Raw genomic sequence first — 15672 nt, 5'->3', positions numbered from 1 at the left:
GACCATTGGCGAACAAGGTTCATGAAAATGCAGCAGACGCGCTTCAGGGGCTGTTGTTCGACGGCATGACAATCGTTGCCGGTGGTTTCGGCCTGTGCGGCATTCCGGAAAACGCCATCGCCGCCATTCGCGCTTCCGGCGTGAAGGGGCTGACGATCGTTTCCAACAATGCCGGTGTCGACGGATTCGGCCTTGGGCTGCTGCTGGAAACGCGGCAGGTGGCGAAGATGATTTCTTCCTATGTCGGCGAAAACAAGGAGTTCGAGCGCCAGTATCTTGCCGGTGAACTGCAACTGGAGTTCTGCCCGCAGGGAACGCTGGCCGAACGGATGCGTGCAGGAGGTGCTGGGATTCCCGGTTTTTATACCCGCACCGGCGTCGGCACGCTGGTGGCCGAGGGCAAGGAGCACAAGGAGTTCGACGGCGAGACGTTCATTCTGGAACGCGGCATCGTAGCCGATCTGGCGATCGTGAAGGCGTGGAAAGCCGACCGTTTCGGCAATCTGCTGTTTCGCAAAACTGCGCGCAATTTCAATCCGATGGCGGCGACCGCCGGCCGCGTTACGGTGGTCGAGGTCGAGGAGATCGTCGAGGACGGCGCGCTGGAGCCGGACAGCATCCACACCCCGTCGGTGTTCGTGCAGCGGCTGTTCGTCGGCAAGTTCGAAAAGCGGATCGAGCAACGCACGGTCAGGAAGCGGGAAGCGGCCTGATGCGCGCGGGCCTTGATGGCCTGATTGCATTGCCCGGCCCGGTTGTGGCGCTTGGCGCACTGCTGCTGGCGGGGTGCGCGACGGCGCCTTCCGCCCCGGTTGCGCCTGTCGTGGCGCCGGTGGCCGATACCGCCAGCCAGACAGTCGCCTGGACCTATGGCACCGCCGAGGCGGCGATGCTGATGCAGCAGGGGTTCCGCGCGCTGGTGGCGCAGGTGCGGGCGGCGCGGCCGGCTGCAGGCAGCGAAAGCGCGATTGCCGGGCCGGATGGCGCGCTGCTGCCCTGCACCGCCGAAACGGCCGCAAAGCCCGCCGTTATCTTCGATCTGGATGAAACGCTTTTATGGAATGTCGGCCACCAGCAGTGGCAGGCGCGCAACGTGCTGCCGTTCGACAAGGAGGCATGGGCCGCATGGGAGCGCGACGGCGGCCCCGGCCTGCTGGCTGCGCCGGGCGCAGTCGAGGCGGTTGCCGCCTTGCGGGCGATCGGGGTGACGCCGGTCTTCAACAGCAATCGAGCGACGGCCCACGAGGCGCAAACCATCCGCGATCTGGCGCGGCTGGGGTTTGGCGATGCAGTGCACGGAACCACGCTGTTCCTGGAAGGCGACGCGCCCGACGGTTCGCGCAAGGACCGGCGCCGCGCCGGAATCGCCAAGGCCTATTGTGTGCTGGCGCAGGCCGGCGACCAGATGGGCGACTTCACCGACAGCATCGACTTTGACGCCGATGGGCGCCGCCGCAGCGCTGCCGCTCGCACCGCAGTCGCCGCCGGCCGTTTCGGCAAGCTTTGGAACCAGCGCTGGTTCCTGTTCCCCAACCCGATGTATGGCCGCTGGAACACGCCGCCGCTTTCACTCGATGAAGCGGTGCCGCCGGCGGATCGCTGGACCCCGAGGAGATAGACGATGGCCTGGACACGCGACGAAATGGCTGCCCGCGCGGCGAAGGAACTGAAGGATGGTTTCTATGTGAACCTTGGCATCGGCATGCCGACGCTGGTGGCGAATCATGCCGGGAACCTGGACATCACGCTGCAATCGGAAAACGGCATGCTGGGCATGGGCCCGTTCCCCTTTGAGGGCGAGGAAGACGCCGACCTGATCAACGCCGGCAAGCAGACCGTGACCGAACTGCCGCGCACCGCCTATTTCAGCTCGGCCGACAGCTTCGCGATGATTCGCGGCGGCCATATGAACCTGTCGATTCTGGGCGCCATGGAAGTTTCGGAAACCGGCGATCTGGCCAACTGGATGGTGCCGGGCAAGATGGTGAAGGGCATGGGCGGCGCCATGGATCTGGTGGCCGGAACGCCGCGAATCGTCGTCATGATGGAACACACCGACAAGGCCGGACGGCCGAAGTTCATTCCCGCCTGCACCCTGCCGCTGACGGGGCGCAATGTCGTCGATGTGATCATCACCGATCTGGCGGTGTTCGAGCGCGTCGACCGGCACGGCAGCCCGTTCCGGCTGGTGGAGATGGCCCCCGGCCTGACGCTGGACGAGGTGCGGCAGAAGACCACGGCGCATTTCGAGGCCGCATGAGGCTTCCCCGCCGGGCCTGGCGCCATTAAGGATTGCCGGGAAACCAGACCGGGGAAGTCATGATGCATAAATTGTTCGCTGCACTGCTGGTGGGAATTTCCGCGCCTGCGATCGCGCAGGGCGCCGCAAAGCCTGCGTGGGACGTGCAGACATCGGGTGGCGCCAAGCTACGTTCGGTGCCGATCGACGTGCGGCAGGGCACATGGGTCGATCTCGATGTAAGCCCGGACGGGCGCACCATCGCCTTCGCGCTGCTGGGCGATATCTATACCATGCCGATCGCCGGCGGCACGCCGACCCGGATCGCCGAGGGTCTGGCGTGGGAAGTGCAGCCGCGATTCTCGCCGGATGGGCGGCGCATCGCCTTCACCTCTGACCGTGGCGGCGGCGACAATATCTGGGTCATGAACGTGGACGGCGCCGACAAGAAGCAGGTGACGAACGAGGAGTTCCGCCTGCTGTTCCAGCCCGGCTGGTCGCCCGATGGGCAGTATATCGTCGCCAAGAAGCATTTCACCACCGGCCGTTCGCTGGGGACGGGCGAAGTCTGGCTGTATCACGCCTCGGGCGGCGGCGGGCAGGCGCTGGTGAAGCGCGTGTCGGAACAGCACCAGAAGGAGCTGGGCGAGCCGGTGTTCGCGCCCGACGGCAAGACGATCTACTACACGCGCAACGTCTCTGCGGGACCGATCTTTGAATATGCGCAGGATTCGAACGCCGCGCTGTTCACCATCGAGGCCCTGACGCTGGCGACCGGCGAGGTATCGACCGTCGTGTCGGCGCCGGGCGGCGCGGTGCGGCCGACACCTTCGCCCGATGGCCGCCTGCTGGCGTTCATCCGCCGCGAGCGTGCGGGTTCTGCGCTGTTCGTGCGCGACCTTGCGACCGGCCGCGAGACGCGCCTCGTCGGCGGCCTCGATCGCGACATGCAGGAAACCTGGGCGGTGACCGGGGTTTACCCCAACATGGCGTGGACGCCCGACAACCGTTCGATCCTGTTCTGGGGCAACGGCAAGTTGCAGCGGGTGGATGCGAACGGTGCCAATCTGGCCGAAATCCCCTTCCACGTGCAGGACACGCGCGAGGTGGTCGAGCCTGTCCACCCGCGTATCGAGGTGGCGCCCGAGCGGTTCACCACCAAGATGGTGCGCTTCGCCACGATGTCGCCGGACGGGCGCACGCTTGCCTATGAAAGCCTCGGCAAGGTCTGGCTGAAGCCGGCGGCGGGCGGCGCGGCGCGGCGGCTTTCAGCGGGCGACGACACGGTGCGCGAACTGTTCCCGACATGGTCGCGCGATGGCAGGGCGCTGGCCTATGTGCGCTGGACCGACGACGGGCTGGGCGCCATCCATCTGTCGGGGCCGGGCGGCGGCGCAGGCCGCGTGCTGGTGGGGGCTGCCGGGCATTATGGCGCGATGGCCTTCTCGCCGGATGGGCGGACGCTGGTGTTCGAAGTGCGCGAAGGCGGCGGGCTGGTGTCTCCGGCGGGGGCCTATTCGCCGGGTGTCTGGAAGGTTGATGTGGCGGGCGGCACGCCCACCCGCATCGCGACAGGCGTTTCGCAGCCGCACTTCGGCGCGACCGGCGATCGCCTGTTCGTGAATGCTGGCGGACGCGGCAAGCAGAACCTGATTTCGATGGACATGAACGGCGAGGCGCGCCGCACGCTTGCCGGCGGCGAGCAGGCGGGGGCTTTCCGGGTTTCCCCGGACGGCCGGACGCTGGCGTTCCGGCAGAACTACGAGCTGTGGCTGATGCCGCTGCCGCCCGGCGCGCAGGAACTGGCGATCGACGCCCGTGGGACTGCGCTGCCGATCGTCCGCGCCAGCCGTGGCGGCGCGACCTGGTTCGACTGGTCGGCCGATGGCCGCCAGCTTGGCTGGAGCATGGGGCCGACCTATTATCGCGTTGCGACTGCCGGGCTGTTCCCGACGGCGCCCGCACCCGGCAAATCGACGCTGGAACCGCCGACGAGCGGCATCAACCTTGGTGTCGAAGTGGCGGCGGAAAAGCCGAAGGGCCTTGTCGCCATTACCGGCGCGCGCATCCTGACCATGGCGCAGGCCGATGGCGGCGTGATCGCGAACGGCGTTGTCGTGGTGGACGGCGACCGGATCGTGGCCGTGGGACCGGCGGAAAGCACGCCGATCCCGGCTGGTGCGGTTCGCGTCGATGCGACCGGCAAGACCATCATGCCGGGCCTCGTCGATGCGCATGCGCACGGGCCGTTCGGCACCGGCGACGATCTGGTTCCGGAACGCAACTGGGTGCAGATGCAGGCGCTGGCGCTGGGCACGACCACCGTTCACGACCCGTCGAATCAGGCGAGCGAAGTCTATGCGGCCAAGGAGTATCAGCAGGTCGGGCGGTTCCTCGGGCCGCGCATCTTCTCGGTGGCGGAACCGGTCTATGGCGCCAAGGCGGGCGGATTCTTTGCCGATGTGAACAGCCTCGATGATGCGCTGGCGCATGTGCGGCGGCTGAAGGCGCAGGGGGCGCATTCGATCAAGAACTACAACCAGCCGCGCCGCAACCAGCGCCAGCAGGTGATCGAGGCAGGCCGCCGTGAAAACATGCAGGTGGTCGCCGAGGGCGGTTCGCTGTTCGGGCTGGGGATCACCCACATCGTCGACGGCAACTCGACCTTTGAACATAATCTGCCGGTCGAGCGCTTCTACGACGACGTGATGCAACTGTGGACGGCGACCAGGGTGAACTATACGCCGACGCTTGTCGTCACGTTCGGCGGGCTGGCAGCCGACCCCTACTGGCGTTCGCATACCGACATCTTCGAGCAGCCGCTCTTGAAGGCGCATACCCCTCCGGGCGTGCTGGCGCAGAGCATCCGCCGGCCGATCGCGCCCGAGGACCAGTATGTCGACCAGCTTTCCGCGCGAGAGGCAAAGCGCCTTGCCGAACGCGGCATTCTGGTGTCGATCGGTGCGCACGGCCAGCAGCCGGGGATCGCGGCGCACTGGGAACTCTGGAGTTTCGTCCGTGGCGGCATGAGCCCCCTGGAAGCGCTGCGCGCCGGCACCATCGTTCCGGCGCAGTCGCTGGGCATGGATCGCGACATCGGCTCGCTGGAGCCGGGCAAACTTGCCGATCTGGTGGTGCTGGACGCCAACCCGATGGACGACATCCGCAACAGCGAGAAGGTGGCGCAGGTGATGCTGGGCGGCAGGCTTTATGATGCGGCGACGCTGAACGAAGTGGCGCCGCGCGCGCGCCGCCAGCCCGCGCACTGGTGGGTGACTGGCGCCGCCGCCGACACGGCGCGCCGGGGGTCAGGTGGCTGAAGGCGAACCGTCGCGCAGCAGGCTGGGGCGTGGACTGTGGTTCACGGCCGGCCTGCTGCTGACGGCGCTTGGCCTGATCGGCGCGGTGCTGCCGCTGCTGCCGTCGGCGATCTTCCTGATTCTGGCGGCGGCCTGCTTTGGCCGGTCGTCGCCACGGATGGAGGCGTGGATCGTCAACCATCCGCAGGTCGGCCCCTATGTGCGGGACTGGCGTGAACGGGGCGCCATACCGCTGCGCGGGAAATTGCTGGCGTCGGGCGGGATGGCCGGAAGCTTTGCCACACTGATGCTGTTCGCAAAGCCGGAATGGCCGATTGCCCTGGGCGTCGCGCTGACGATGGCGCTGATCGCCACCTGGATCATGACGCGGCCAAGCTGAGGCTTCGGCCGCAGCCGGTCAGTAATCTTTCAGCAGTTCGCCTTCCAGCGCATCGGGCGGAACCGGGCTGCCAAGCACTGCTTCGGGTTTCGCTGTGGCGACCGAGCCGAGCGCCGCCCTGCGGGCGTTGCGCCGCGAGAGCCAGCGCGAGAACAGCACCGTGCCGACAGCGGACGCGGCCATGCCCAGCGGGCCGAACCGCCGTGCAACCGAGGGCAGCACCACCGGCAGCACGGTTCCGATCAACAATCCCGCAGGGCCGGCCGCCGCACCGCCGAGTGTGCGCGCGATGCTGCGCCCTGCTGCTGCGCTGACTAGCCTGCCGATCATTGGTCCTCCGTCGTGTCGGGCGTGGAAGCGGGAAGATTGGCATGGATGGCACGGGAATCAACCCCGACTGCATCGACTCCACCTGCATCGACACCGGCCACCAGTTCGACGAGCAGCCGGTTGGTGAGCGCCCGTCCGGCATCGGTTGCGACAAGCCGGTGGCCGGGTTCCAGCAGGCCCAGCCCGACGAGCCGTGCGCGCGCATCGGCCGAAACGACCGTATCGAGGGCGCGCCCGGTGCGCTGCCGGAAACGATCCGGGTCGATGCCGGTGCGCAGGCGCAGGCCCATCAGCAGCGCTTCGTGGGCGGCGGTTTCGCCCTCTACCGGTTCTTCGGTGTCGATCGCGAACCCGCCCGCTTCGACGGCGTCGAGCCAGCTTTCCGGGCGGCGGATGCGCGCCGTCGCCATTCGCCCGCGCCGCCCGTGCGCGCCGGGGCCGATGCCGGCATAGTCGCCGTAGGTCCAGTATTGCAGGTTGTGCCTGCTTTCCGAGCCGGGGCGGGCGTGGTTCGAAATCTCATAGAGGTGCAGGCCCGCCTGTGCGCAGAGCGCGCCGGTCGCGTCGAACATGGTGGCGGCGTCGTCTTCGGTCGGCAGGTCGAGCAGGCCTTTGGCGGCCAGCGTGTGAAAGCGGGTGCCGGGTTCGATCGTCAGTTGATAGGCCGAGAGATGGTCGGTTCCGAAGCCGAGTGCGCGGCCTAGTTCGGCTTCCCACTGCCGCGGCGACAGCCCCGGCCGGCTGTGGATGAGGTCGATGCTGACGCGCGGAAAATTCGCCTGCGCGACATCGAGCGCGGCCAGTCCCTGCGCCAGATCATGCGGCCTGCCGAGTAGTTTCAGGGCGGCGTCGTCGAGCGCCTGCAACCCGAGCGAAACGCGGTTGACGCCAGCGGCGGCGAAATCGGCAAAGCGTGCTGCCTCGACCGACGAGGGGTTGGCTTCGAGGGTGATTTCGAGGTTGGGGGCGGCGGGCCAGAGCGTGGTTGCTTCGGCGATCACGCCCGCGACGGTTGCCGGCGGCATCAGCGAGGGCGTGCCGCCGCCAAAGAAGATCGAGACGAGCTGCTGGCCTTTGGTCAGGGCTGCTTCGTGGCGCAGTTCCGCCAGCAGCGCATTCGCCCAGCGTGCCTGATCGACGCGTTCGCGGACATGGCTGTTGAAGTCGCAATAGGGGCATTTGGTGACGCAGAACGGCCAGTGGACGTAAAGCGCGATATCGCCGCTCATGCCAGGGGGAGCGCTTCCCGCAGCTTTGCGAAGGCGTCGGCGCGATGGCTGATGGCGTGCTTTTCCGCCGGCGCCATTTCCGCGAAGGTCTGTGTTCGGCCGTCTGGTACGAACACCGGATCATAGCCGAACCCGACATCGCCACGCGGCGGCCACACCAGCGAACCGCCGACGCGGCCCCGGAAGGTCTGTTCGCGGCCATCGGGAAAGGCGAGCGCCAGCACGCAGACGAATTCGGCCTTGCGCGAGACATCCGGGCCAAGTGCCCGCAACCTGTCCTCGACCTTCTGCATGGCAAGCCGCCAGTCGCGTCCCTCTGGGGTTTCGGCCCAGTCGGCGGTATGCACGCCCGGTTCGCCGCCCAGTGCATCTACGCAGAGACCGCTGTCGTCGGAGAGGGCGGGAAGCCCGGCGCCGGCGGCCGCGAAGCGCGCCTTCAGCAGCGCGTTTCCTTCGAAGCTTTCCTCGGTCTCGGCGGGTTCGGGCAGTCCGAACGCCGATGCGGGCACGGTTTCAATGCCGAACGGCGCGAGCAGGGCCGAAATTTCCCTGAGCTTGCCCGCATTGTGGCTGGCAAGAACCAGCTTCGGCCCGATCGCGCCTGCTATCGGCCTGCCTGTCATCGGCCTGTTGCCTCGCGCTGCCGGGCGAAGATTTCGGTGCAGCCGATTCGCGCCAGCCGCAACAGCCGCAGCAGTTCCTCTTCCTCGAACAGCGCGCCTTCGGCGGTTGCCTGCACCTCGACCAGCGAACCGGCCGAGGTGAGGACGAAGTTGCCGTCGGTCTGGGCCGAGGAGTCTTCGTCGTAGTCGAGGTCGAGGACGGGCGTTCCCTGGTGGATCCCGCATGAAACTGCGGCCACCTGCGCCGGCAGCGGATCGCGGGCGAACGGCGCTGCCTTGTGTAGGCCGTCGATCGCCAGCCGCAGCGCCACCCATGCACCGGAGATGGCAGCGGTGCGGGTGCCTCCATCGGCCTGCAGCACGTCGCAGTCGAGCGTGATCTGCCGTTCGCCGAGCGCCTTCAGGTCGGTGACGGCGCGCAGCGAGCGGCCGATCAGGCGCTGGATTTCCTGTGTGCGGCCGGATTGCTTGCCTTTGGCAGCTTCGCGGCTGCCGCGTGTGTGGGTGGCGCGGGGCAGCATGCCATATTCGGCCGTCACCCAGCCCTCGCCACGGCCGCGCATCCACGGCGGCAGTTTTTCTTCGACGCTGGCTGTCACCAGTACATGGGTGTTGCCGAACTTCACCAGGCACGAGCCTTCGGCGTGGGCGTTGAAGTTTGGCAGCATGACGATCTCGCGCATCATGTCAGGGGAACGACCCGAAGGGCGCATGGGGCTTTCCTTGTGGTTGGGGGATGTGGATCTGGCGGCACGATTAGGCGCGGCAGGCGGTGTTGCCAAGCGCGGTTGAGCCTCGGGCCTGCCCGCCCTAGATTGCGCTCATGCAGGAAAGTGCCGGTATCAGCGTATCGCAACTGTCGGAACGGGCGCGCTCGATCTTCCGCGACATCGTCGACAGCTATCTGGCGACGGGGGCGCCCGTCGGTTCGCGGACACTGGCGCGGCATGGCGGCCTGCACCTGTCGCCGGCGTCGATCCGCAACGTCATGCAGGATCTGGAGGAACTGGGCCTGCTGGCGGCGCCGCACACATCGGCCGGGCGGGTGCCAACCGAGCAGGGCCTGCGTCTGTTCGTCGATGGCATGATGCAGGTGGCCGGCCCGAGCGCTGCCGAAGCGGCCGCGATCGAAGCCGAAGCCGGACGCGCGGGCGCCAGCCTCGAGGATGTGCTGGCGCGGACGACGGCGGCCCTGTCGGGGCTGGCCAGTTGCGCTGCCGTGATCGCCGCGCCGAAGTCCGAGCCGGTGATCCGGCAGATGAATCTGGTGCCTTTGGGACCGGGCCGGGCGCTGGCGGTGCTGGTAGGGGCGGATGGCGGCATCGAGAACCGGGTGGTCGCGCTGCCGGATGGCCTGCCGCCGCAGGCGCTGGAACAGGCGCAGAATTATGTGAATGCCAGGCTTTCCGGCCTGACGCTGGCTGATGCTGCCGGGCGGCTGGCCGCCGAGATCGCCGGCGACCGGGCCGAACTCGACCGGCTGACGGCGGGGCTGGTGGCGCAGGGTCTTGCAAGCTGGTCGTCGGACGGGGCGGGGCCGGTGCTGATCGTTCGCGGGCAGGCGCACCTGCTGGACAGCGCCGATCTCGATCAGGCGCGGGCGCTTTTGGAGGAACTGGAACGCAAGGCGGAACTGGCACGGCTGCTGGACGAAGCCCGCGCCGCCGATTCCATGCGTATTTTCATCGGTGCCGAATCGCGGCTGTTCGCGCTTTCCGGATCGAGCGTGATCGCCGCGCCCTATCGCGGCGCCGACGGGCGGGTGATCGGCGTGGTGGGGGTTATCGGGCCGACGAGGTTGAACTATGCGCGCGTCGTCCCCATGGTGGATTTCACCGCAAACAGACTGTCGAGGTTGATGGCATGACAGCCGATACGCCGGAGAACGGCGCAATGGAATTTTCCCCCGAAGAACAGCTTGCCGCCGCACGCGAGGAAATCGTCGTGCTGGCGACCGAACGCGACGCCGAGCGCGACCGCGCGCTGCGCATGGCCGCCGAAGCCGAAAACACCCGCCGCCGCCTCGAGCGCGACAAGGCGGATGCCGTGCAATATGCAGCGGCATCGTTCGCGCGCGACATGCTGTCGGTTGCCGACAATCTGGCGCGGGCGCTGACGGCGCTTCCGGCCGACACCGACGAGGCGGTCCGCGCCGGCATCGAGGCGACGCAGCGCGAGCTGGTTTCGATCTTTGAACGGCACGGCATCCGGCGCGTTGCCGCCGTGGGGCTGCCGCTGGACCCGAACGCCCACGAGGCGATGGTCGAAGTGGAAGCCGACGCCGAGCCGGGCACCATCGTGTCGGAGCTTCAGGCGGGCTGGATGATGAAGGACAGGCTGCTGCGCCCGGCGCTGGTGACCGTCGCCAAGGCCGGGAAGGAGCAGGTCGCGTGATCATCATCATGGGCAAGTTCGAAATCGACCCGGCGCGGATCGAGGCGTTGCGCCCGGTGATCGGGGAAACCGTGCGGCACACCCTGAACGAGGAAGGCTGCCACGCCTATAGCCTGACCGTCGAGGACGAGGGCGGCGCCGACCGCCCGGCGGTGCTGCGGGTTTCCGAACGCTGGGAATCGGATGCGCACCTGCAAAGCCACGGCGGCACGGCGCACATCGCCCAGTTCCGGGCGGCACTTGCCGGGGCCGTTCGCGGCCGCGACCTGAAGGTGTTCGATGTGACCGGAGAGCGCAGCCTCTGACCGGATGGGCGGTCAGGCTGTTTCGGCGCGAAACGGCAGCAGCGCGCGATAGGTATCGAGCGGGGGGCGACCGGGCAGGCGCACCCCTTGCGCCAGCAGCCATGCGTCTTCGACGATTCTGGCCTGTTGTTCGATGCCGTAGCAATGGAATGACTGCCCCGGCACCAGCGGCAGATAGCGATAGCGTGCGAACGGCAGGCGGCGCAGCCTGAGGTCGAGGCCCTGCTGATGCTGCCAGACATGCACCATTTCATGCATGAAGTGCGCCCGCGCCCAGAGCGGCGCGCAGGCGAAATCCGCCTGCCACAGATCGCCCATCGGATGGAACCAGAGGTGGCCGTCGGGCGCCATCGTCACCCAGGCGGGCTGCCACATCCACCATTTGCGCCGGTGGATGCGAACGGGATCGCAGTCGACCGCATCGCCGAAAAAACAGCCGATCATCGAACGCTCGCCCGAAGTCAGCGGACGGTCGCCTACCTCAGTGGTGATTCGAATGATCCATTTTGGCGGCCGGGGCGCCCGCTGCGCGGACTTCGGCGTCGATCGTAACCTTGGCGCCCGACCTGAAGCTGAACGTAAGCGGGATCCTGTCGCCTGCTTTAACGTCGGCCGCGAGGTCGAACAGCATCAGGTGGTTCCCGCCCGGCGCGAACTTCAGTTCGCCGCCCGCAGCCAGCGGGAAGCTGGTTTCGGCGCGCATCTTCATCACGCCGTTGTCGTTCGCCATGCTGTGCATCTCCACCCGGCCGGCTTTGGGCGAGACGACGCCGGTGAGTTCGTCGGCGACCGAGGTGCCGTGTGCCAGGAAATAGCCGCCCGCAGGCCGCCCGGCCATCGCGGGCAGGCGAACCCATGCGTTCATCAGGTGCGGGGTTGCCTGCACCTCCGCCGCCTTTGGTGCCTGTGCGGAAGCGGCAATCGGCATGGCGGCGGTTGCCGCAATGAACATGGTTGCAACGGCGAGGATCGGGCGGGCGTTCATGGCCGGGTGCCTTTCGTGAAGCCTGATTGGTGCGCAATCTGCGCATTTCGACATGGCGGCGACCCTGCCGCTTCGGGAAGGCCGGTTCAAGTGGCGCAGGTGCTGCATTCCGGCCACATGTGCCTTTTTGGGGCCGGTGCCCATTGATGCGCCTGTGCGCGCCACTATATCGCCAAGCGAACGGAATGCCGGAACGGGCATTCAGCATAGGGTCAGAATAAACGCGCGGCCGTGACAGGTCCGGCGCATCGAACGCAAGAGGAACAGGCAGAACAATGGCAAAAGTGATCGGTATCGACCTTGGCACCACCAACAGCTGCGTGTCGGTGATGGAGGGCGCCACCCCCAAGGTGATCGAAAATGCGGAAGGCGCGCGCACCACGCCAAGCCAGGTTGCCTTTGCCAAGGACGGCGAGCGTCTGGTCGGGCAGCCGGCCAAGCGTCAGGCCGTGACCAATCCCGAAAACACCGTCTTTGCCGTGAAGCGCCTGATCGGGCGCCGTTTCGATGATCCGATGACGCAGAAGGACATGGGGCTGGTGCCCTACCGGATCGTCAATGGCGCCAACGGCGACGCCTGGGTGGGCGCCGGCGGCAAGGAATACAGCCCGTCGCAGATTTCCGCCTTCATCCTGCAAAAGATGAAGGAAACGGCGGAAAGCTATCTGGGCGAGACCGTTACGCAGGCGGTGATCACCGTTCCCGCCTATTTCAACGACGCCCAGCGGCAGGCCACCAAGGACGCAGGCAAGATTGCCGGCCTCGAGGTGCTGCGCATCATCAACGAGCCGACGGCGGCGGCCCTTGCCTATGGTCTCGACAAGAATGTGTCGGCGAAGACCATCGCCGTCTATGACCTTGGCGGCGGCACGTTCGACGTGTCGATCCTGGAACTGGGCGACGGCGTGTTCGAAGTGAAGTCGACGTCGGGCGACACCTTCCTTGGCGGCGAGGATTTCGACGCCAAGCTGGTCGAGTTTCTGGCCGACGGCTTCAAGAAGGACGAAGGCATCGACCTGCGGAACGACCGGCTGGCGTTGCAGCGGCTGAAGGAAGCGGCGGAAAAGGCGAAGATCGAACTGTCGTCGTCGGCCACAACCGAAGTGAACCTGCCTTTCATCACCGCCGACGCCACCGGGCCGAAGCACCTTGTGCGGGGGATTTCGCGCGCCGACCTTGAAAAGCTGGTCGGCGACCTGATCGAACGCACGCGCAAGCCCTGCATCGACGCCATGAACGAAGCGGGCGTGAAGGCGGCGGCGATCGACGAAGTGATTCTGGTTGGCGGCATGACGCGGATGCCGCGCGTGCGCCAGTTCGTGAAGGACCTGTTCGGCAAGGAGCCGCACACCGGCGTGAACCCGGACGAAGTGGTGGCGATGGGCGCCGCCATTCAGGCTGGCGTGCTGCAGGGCGACGTGAAGGACGTGCTGCTGCTTGACGTCACGCCGCTGAGCCTTGGTATCGAAACGCTGGGCGGCGTGTTCACCCGCATGATCGACCGCAACACCACCATCCCGACCAAGAAGTCACAGACCTTCTCGACCGCCGACGACAACCAGTCGGCCGTGACCATCCGCGTGTTCCAGGGCGAGCGCGAAATGGCGGCCGACAACAAGCTGCTGGGCAATTTCGACCTGGTGGGCATTCCGTCGGCGCCGCGCGGGGTTCCGCAGATCGAAGTCACCTTCGATATCGACGCCAATGGCCTGGTGTCGGTGACGGCGAAGGACAAGGGCACCGGCAAGGAACAGCAGATCAAGATCCAGCCGTCGGGCGGTCTGTCGAAGGACGACATCGAGAAGATGGTGAAGGAAGCCGAGCAATTCTCGTCGGAAGACAAGAAGCGCCGCGAAGCAGCCGAAGCCCGCAACCAGGCCGACAGCCTTGTCCACGCGACCGAGCGCCAGCTTTCCGAGCATGGCGACAAGGTGGACGCCGACACCCGGACGCAGATCGAAACCGCGATTGCCGATGTGAAGGCAGTGCTGGATTCAGGCGAGCCGGAGCAGATCAACAGCAAGGCGCAGACGCTGGCGCAAGTGGCGATGAAGCTTGGCGAGGCGGTCTATGCCGCCGAGCAGGCGAAGGCAGGGGAATCCGCCGGCGCAGACGCCACGGGCAGCGGCGCGGCGCAAGGCGGCGCCGAAGACGTGGTCGACGCGGACTTCACCGAAGTGGACGACAGCAAGAAGTAAATCGGAGCAAGGGGCCGGGCGCGAAACCCGGCCCCGGCCGTTCAGGGACTGTCGGGAATGTTCACGGAAGTCGACTATTACGAACTGCTGGAAGTGCAGAAGAGTTGCGACGACGGCACGCTGAAGACGGCCTATCGCAAGCTTGCCATGCGCTGGCACCCGGACAAGAACCCCGGCGATGCGCAGGCCGAAGCGCGCTTCAAGGCGATCAGCGAAGCCTATGGCGTGCTGTCGGACCCGCAGAAGCGCGCCGCCTATGACCGCTATGGCCATGCCGGTGTGCGCGGCGGGCAGGGCAATGGCGCCGGGGGCAGCCCGTTCGGTGACGCCAGCCCCTTTTCCGACATCTTTTCCGACATTTTCGACCAGTTCATGGGCGGTGGCCGTGGCCGCAGGCAGGGCCCGCAGCGAGGCTCGGACGTGCGCCACGACCTGCAGGTGGGCTTCGAGGAGGCGTTCCACGGCGGTGAAGCCGAAGTCGCGTTCGAAGTGGCGGTCGAGTGCGAGCATTGCCTTGGCAGCGGCGGCAAGCCGGGTTCAAGGGTGCAGTCGTGCGGCACATGTCAGGGCCGCGGGCAGGTGCGGATGCAGAACGGCATGTTCATCGTCGAGCGTGCATGCCCGTCGTGCCATGGGTCGGGTTCGGTGATCTCGGACCCGTGCGAGCATTGCCGGGGCGAAGGCCGGACCGAACGGCGCAAGACGCTGAAGGTGAAGATCCCGCGCGGCGTCGACAGCGGCACCCGCATCCGCCTTGCCGGAGAGGGCGAGGCAGGGCCACGTGGCGGCGGGCCGGGCGACCTGTATATCTTCATCCACATGAAGCCGCACCCGATCTGGAAGCGCGACGGCACGACGCTGTTCGCGCAGGTACCGATGAGCTTTGTCGATGCGGCACTTGGTGGCGAGATCAGCATTCCCGGCCTCGACAAGCAGGCGGTCGAGGTGAAGATCCCGGCGGGAACCCAGTCGGGCCGGCAGTTCCGGGTGCGCGGGCGCGGGATGCCCGCCCTGAACGGCAATGGCGTCGGCGATCTGGTGGTGCAGGTGGAACTGGAAACGCCGACCAAGCTTACCAGCCGCCAGAAGGAACTGCTGGACGAATTTCGCGGCAGTTCCGGCCACGAAGGCTGCCCGAAATCCAAGGGCTTCTGGGACCGGCTGAAGGGCGCCTGGGACGAACTGACCGACTGACCGGCGCTAGTTTATGTGCCGCGGGATGCGGTGGCGCGCGATCAGATAGCCGGCAACCGACCGAAACACGAAGGGCGCCGCCTGCGCGATGGCGGCGCCAGCCAGCCCGTAGCGCGGGACCAGCGCCCATGCCAGTATGACGACGAGGATCACGCCACCGATCGTTGTCGAGAGCTGCACCCGTTCATTCCCCGACATGGTGAGGAGCGACCCCAGCGGCCCGCGCGCCACATTCACCAGTTGGCCCGCCGCCATGATCGTGAGCGCAGTTGCCGCAATGCGGAACTCTGGTCCGAAGGCGATGCCCAGCAGCGGCTCCGGCACTGCGAACAGCAGCAGGAACACCGGTGCCGTAAGCCCGAGCATGACGAGCGTTGCCCGATAGTGGCGCTTCCATGCGAGATCGGGGCGGCCGGCGCGGAAATCGCCGGCAATGCGCGCCGCGACATAGGATTCCGTGGTGGCGACGAGGATGC

The 15672-nt window shown here is 67.0% G+C and carries 17 protein-coding genes; 10 read left to right on the top strand and 7 right to left on the bottom strand.

Annotation, left to right across the window (positions count from 1 at the left end; genetic code table 11):
- The first annotated feature begins 5 nt into the window (after nt 1–5).
- From AC16JP_RS07660 to AC16JP_RS07640, 5 genes are all read left to right on the top strand, one after another.
- Entirely contained in the window at nt 6–713 is a 708-nt protein-coding gene (locus AC16JP_RS07660; RefSeq protein WP_484340020.1) for a CoA transferase subunit A, read from the top strand.
- Nucleotides 713–1618 (top strand): HAD family acid phosphatase, encoded by a 906-nt coding sequence (locus AC16JP_RS07655; RefSeq protein WP_484340019.1) that lies wholly within the window; start codon nt 713–715, stop codon nt 1616–1618. Before AC16JP_RS07660 ends, AC16JP_RS07655 begins: the two co-directional genes overlap by 1 nt.
- A gap of 3 nt (nt 1619–1621) precedes the next feature.
- Nucleotides 1622–2260, top strand: coding sequence for a 3-oxoacid CoA-transferase subunit B (locus tag AC16JP_RS07650; protein ID WP_484340018.1), 639 nt, complete (start codon nt 1622–1624; stop codon nt 2258–2260).
- Between the two features lie 62 nt (nt 2261–2322).
- Entirely contained in the window at nt 2323–5559 is a 3237-nt protein-coding gene (locus tag AC16JP_RS07645) for an amidohydrolase family protein (RefSeq protein ID WP_484340017.1), read from the top strand.
- Nucleotides 5552–5938: a YbaN family protein gene (locus AC16JP_RS07640; protein WP_484340016.1), complete on the top strand. Its 387-nt coding sequence runs from the start codon at nt 5552–5554 to the stop codon at nt 5936–5938. Before AC16JP_RS07645 ends, AC16JP_RS07640 begins: the two co-directional genes overlap by 8 nt.
- Before the next feature lie 18 nt (nt 5939–5956).
- Here AC16JP_RS07640 and AC16JP_RS07635 read toward each other — a convergent pair whose 3' ends face one another.
- Genes AC16JP_RS07635 through rph form a run of 4 tightly spaced genes read right to left on the bottom strand, consistent with a single transcriptional unit; the run spans nt 5957 to nt 8833 of the window.
- Entirely contained in the window at nt 5957–6268 is a 312-nt protein-coding gene (locus tag AC16JP_RS07635) for a hypothetical protein (protein WP_484340015.1), read from the bottom strand.
- Nucleotides 6265–7497 (bottom strand): radical SAM family heme chaperone HemW, encoded by a 1233-nt coding sequence (hemW, locus tag AC16JP_RS07630; protein WP_484340014.1) that lies wholly within the window; start codon nt 7495–7497, stop codon nt 6265–6267. The genes AC16JP_RS07635 and hemW overlap by 4 nt, the downstream gene beginning before the upstream one ends.
- Complete coding sequence (gene rdgB / locus AC16JP_RS07625; RefSeq protein WP_484340013.1) at nt 7494–8120, bottom strand: RdgB/HAM1 family non-canonical purine NTP pyrophosphatase; 627 nt, start codon at nt 8118–8120, stop codon at nt 7494–7496. Before rdgB ends, hemW begins: the two co-directional genes overlap by 4 nt.
- Nucleotides 8117–8833 (bottom strand): ribonuclease PH, encoded by a 717-nt coding sequence (gene rph, locus AC16JP_RS07620; protein ID WP_484340012.1) that lies wholly within the window; start codon nt 8831–8833, stop codon nt 8117–8119. The genes rdgB and rph overlap by 4 nt, the downstream gene beginning before the upstream one ends.
- 110 nt (nt 8834–8943) lie before the next feature.
- Here rph and hrcA point away from each other — a divergent pair, with 110 nt between their 5' ends.
- Genes hrcA through AC16JP_RS07605 form a run of 3 tightly spaced genes read left to right on the top strand, consistent with a single transcriptional unit; the run spans nt 8944 to nt 10819 of the window.
- Nucleotides 8944–9987: a heat-inducible transcriptional repressor HrcA gene (gene hrcA, locus AC16JP_RS07615; RefSeq protein WP_484340011.1), complete on the top strand. Its 1044-nt coding sequence runs from the start codon at nt 8944–8946 to the stop codon at nt 9985–9987.
- Nucleotides 9984–10514: a nucleotide exchange factor GrpE gene (locus AC16JP_RS07610; RefSeq protein WP_484340010.1), complete on the top strand. Its 531-nt coding sequence runs from the start codon at nt 9984–9986 to the stop codon at nt 10512–10514. The genes hrcA and AC16JP_RS07610 overlap by 4 nt, the downstream gene beginning before the upstream one ends.
- Nucleotides 10511–10819, top strand: a complete 309-nt coding sequence (locus AC16JP_RS07605) for a putative quinol monooxygenase (protein ID WP_484340009.1) — start codon at nt 10511–10513, stop codon at nt 10817–10819. The genes AC16JP_RS07610 and AC16JP_RS07605 overlap by 4 nt, the downstream gene beginning before the upstream one ends.
- A 12-nt stretch (nt 10820–10831) precedes the next feature.
- Here AC16JP_RS07605 and AC16JP_RS07600 read toward each other — a convergent pair whose 3' ends face one another.
- Nucleotides 10832–11263: a vgr related protein gene (locus tag AC16JP_RS07600; protein ID WP_484340008.1), complete on the bottom strand. Its 432-nt coding sequence runs from the start codon at nt 11261–11263 to the stop codon at nt 10832–10834.
- A gap of 37 nt (nt 11264–11300) precedes the next feature.
- Entirely contained in the window at nt 11301–11804 is a 504-nt protein-coding gene (locus AC16JP_RS07595) for a copper chaperone PCu(A)C (protein ID WP_484340007.1), read from the bottom strand.
- Between the two features lie 275 nt (nt 11805–12079).
- On the opposite strand from AC16JP_RS07595, the gene dnaK reads away from it, so the two are divergent.
- A complete protein-coding gene (dnaK, locus tag AC16JP_RS07590) occupies nt 12080–14002 on the top strand; it encodes a molecular chaperone DnaK (RefSeq protein ID WP_484340006.1) in 1923 nt (640 codons plus the stop codon).
- Between the two features lie 57 nt (nt 14003–14059).
- Nucleotides 14060–15196, top strand: coding sequence for a molecular chaperone DnaJ (gene dnaJ, locus AC16JP_RS07585; protein WP_484340005.1), 1137 nt, complete (start codon nt 14060–14062; stop codon nt 15194–15196).
- 6 nt (nt 15197–15202) lie between these two features.
- On the opposite strand, the gene AC16JP_RS07580 is transcribed toward dnaJ, so the two are convergent.
- Nucleotides 15203–15672: lipopolysaccharide biosynthesis protein (locus AC16JP_RS07580; RefSeq protein ID WP_484340004.1), on the bottom strand; the 470-nt coding region annotated here is incomplete at its 5' end.

It is taken from the genome of Sandaracinobacteroides sp., assembly GCF_057137845.1.
The sequence above is the reverse complement of the archived record's forward strand: the minus strand, read 5'-3'. Positions and strand labels throughout refer to the sequence as shown.

Coding starts and splice junctions, on each gene's coding strand:
- AC16JP_RS07655 (WP_484340019.1), top strand. CDS start 713: ATGCGCGCGGGCCTTGATGGCCTGATTGCATTGCCCGGCCCGGTTGTG.
- AC16JP_RS07650 (WP_484340018.1), top strand. CDS start 1,622: ATGGCCTGGACACGCGACGAAATGGCTGCCCGCGCGGCGAAGGAACTG.
- AC16JP_RS07645 (WP_484340017.1), top strand. CDS start 2,323: ATGCATAAATTGTTCGCTGCACTGCTGGTGGGAATTTCCGCGCCTGCG.
- AC16JP_RS07635 (WP_484340015.1), bottom strand. CDS start 6,268: ATGATCGGCAGGCTAGTCAGCGCAGCAGCAGGGCGCAGCATCGCGCGC.
- hemW (WP_484340014.1), bottom strand. CDS start 7,497: ATGAGCGGCGATATCGCGCTTTACGTCCACTGGCCGTTCTGCGTCACC.
- rdgB (WP_484340013.1), bottom strand. CDS start 8,120: ATGACAGGCAGGCCGATAGCAGGCGCGATCGGGCCGAAGCTGGTTCTT.
- rph (WP_484340012.1), bottom strand. CDS start 8,833: ATGCGCCCTTCGGGTCGTTCCCCTGACATGATGCGCGAGATCGTCATG.
- hrcA (WP_484340011.1), top strand. CDS start 8,944: ATGCAGGAAAGTGCCGGTATCAGCGTATCGCAACTGTCGGAACGGGCG.
- AC16JP_RS07610 (WP_484340010.1), top strand. CDS start 9,984: ATGACAGCCGATACGCCGGAGAACGGCGCAATGGAATTTTCCCCCGAA.
- AC16JP_RS07600 (WP_484340008.1), bottom strand. CDS start 11,263: ATGATCGGCTGTTTTTTCGGCGATGCGGTCGACTGCGATCCCGTTCGC.
- AC16JP_RS07595 (WP_484340007.1), bottom strand. CDS start 11,804: ATGAACGCCCGCCCGATCCTCGCCGTTGCAACCATGTTCATTGCGGCA.
- dnaK (WP_484340006.1), top strand. CDS start 12,080: ATGGCAAAAGTGATCGGTATCGACCTTGGCACCACCAACAGCTGCGTG.
- dnaJ (WP_484340005.1), top strand. CDS start 14,060: ATGTTCACGGAAGTCGACTATTACGAACTGCTGGAAGTGCAGAAGAGT.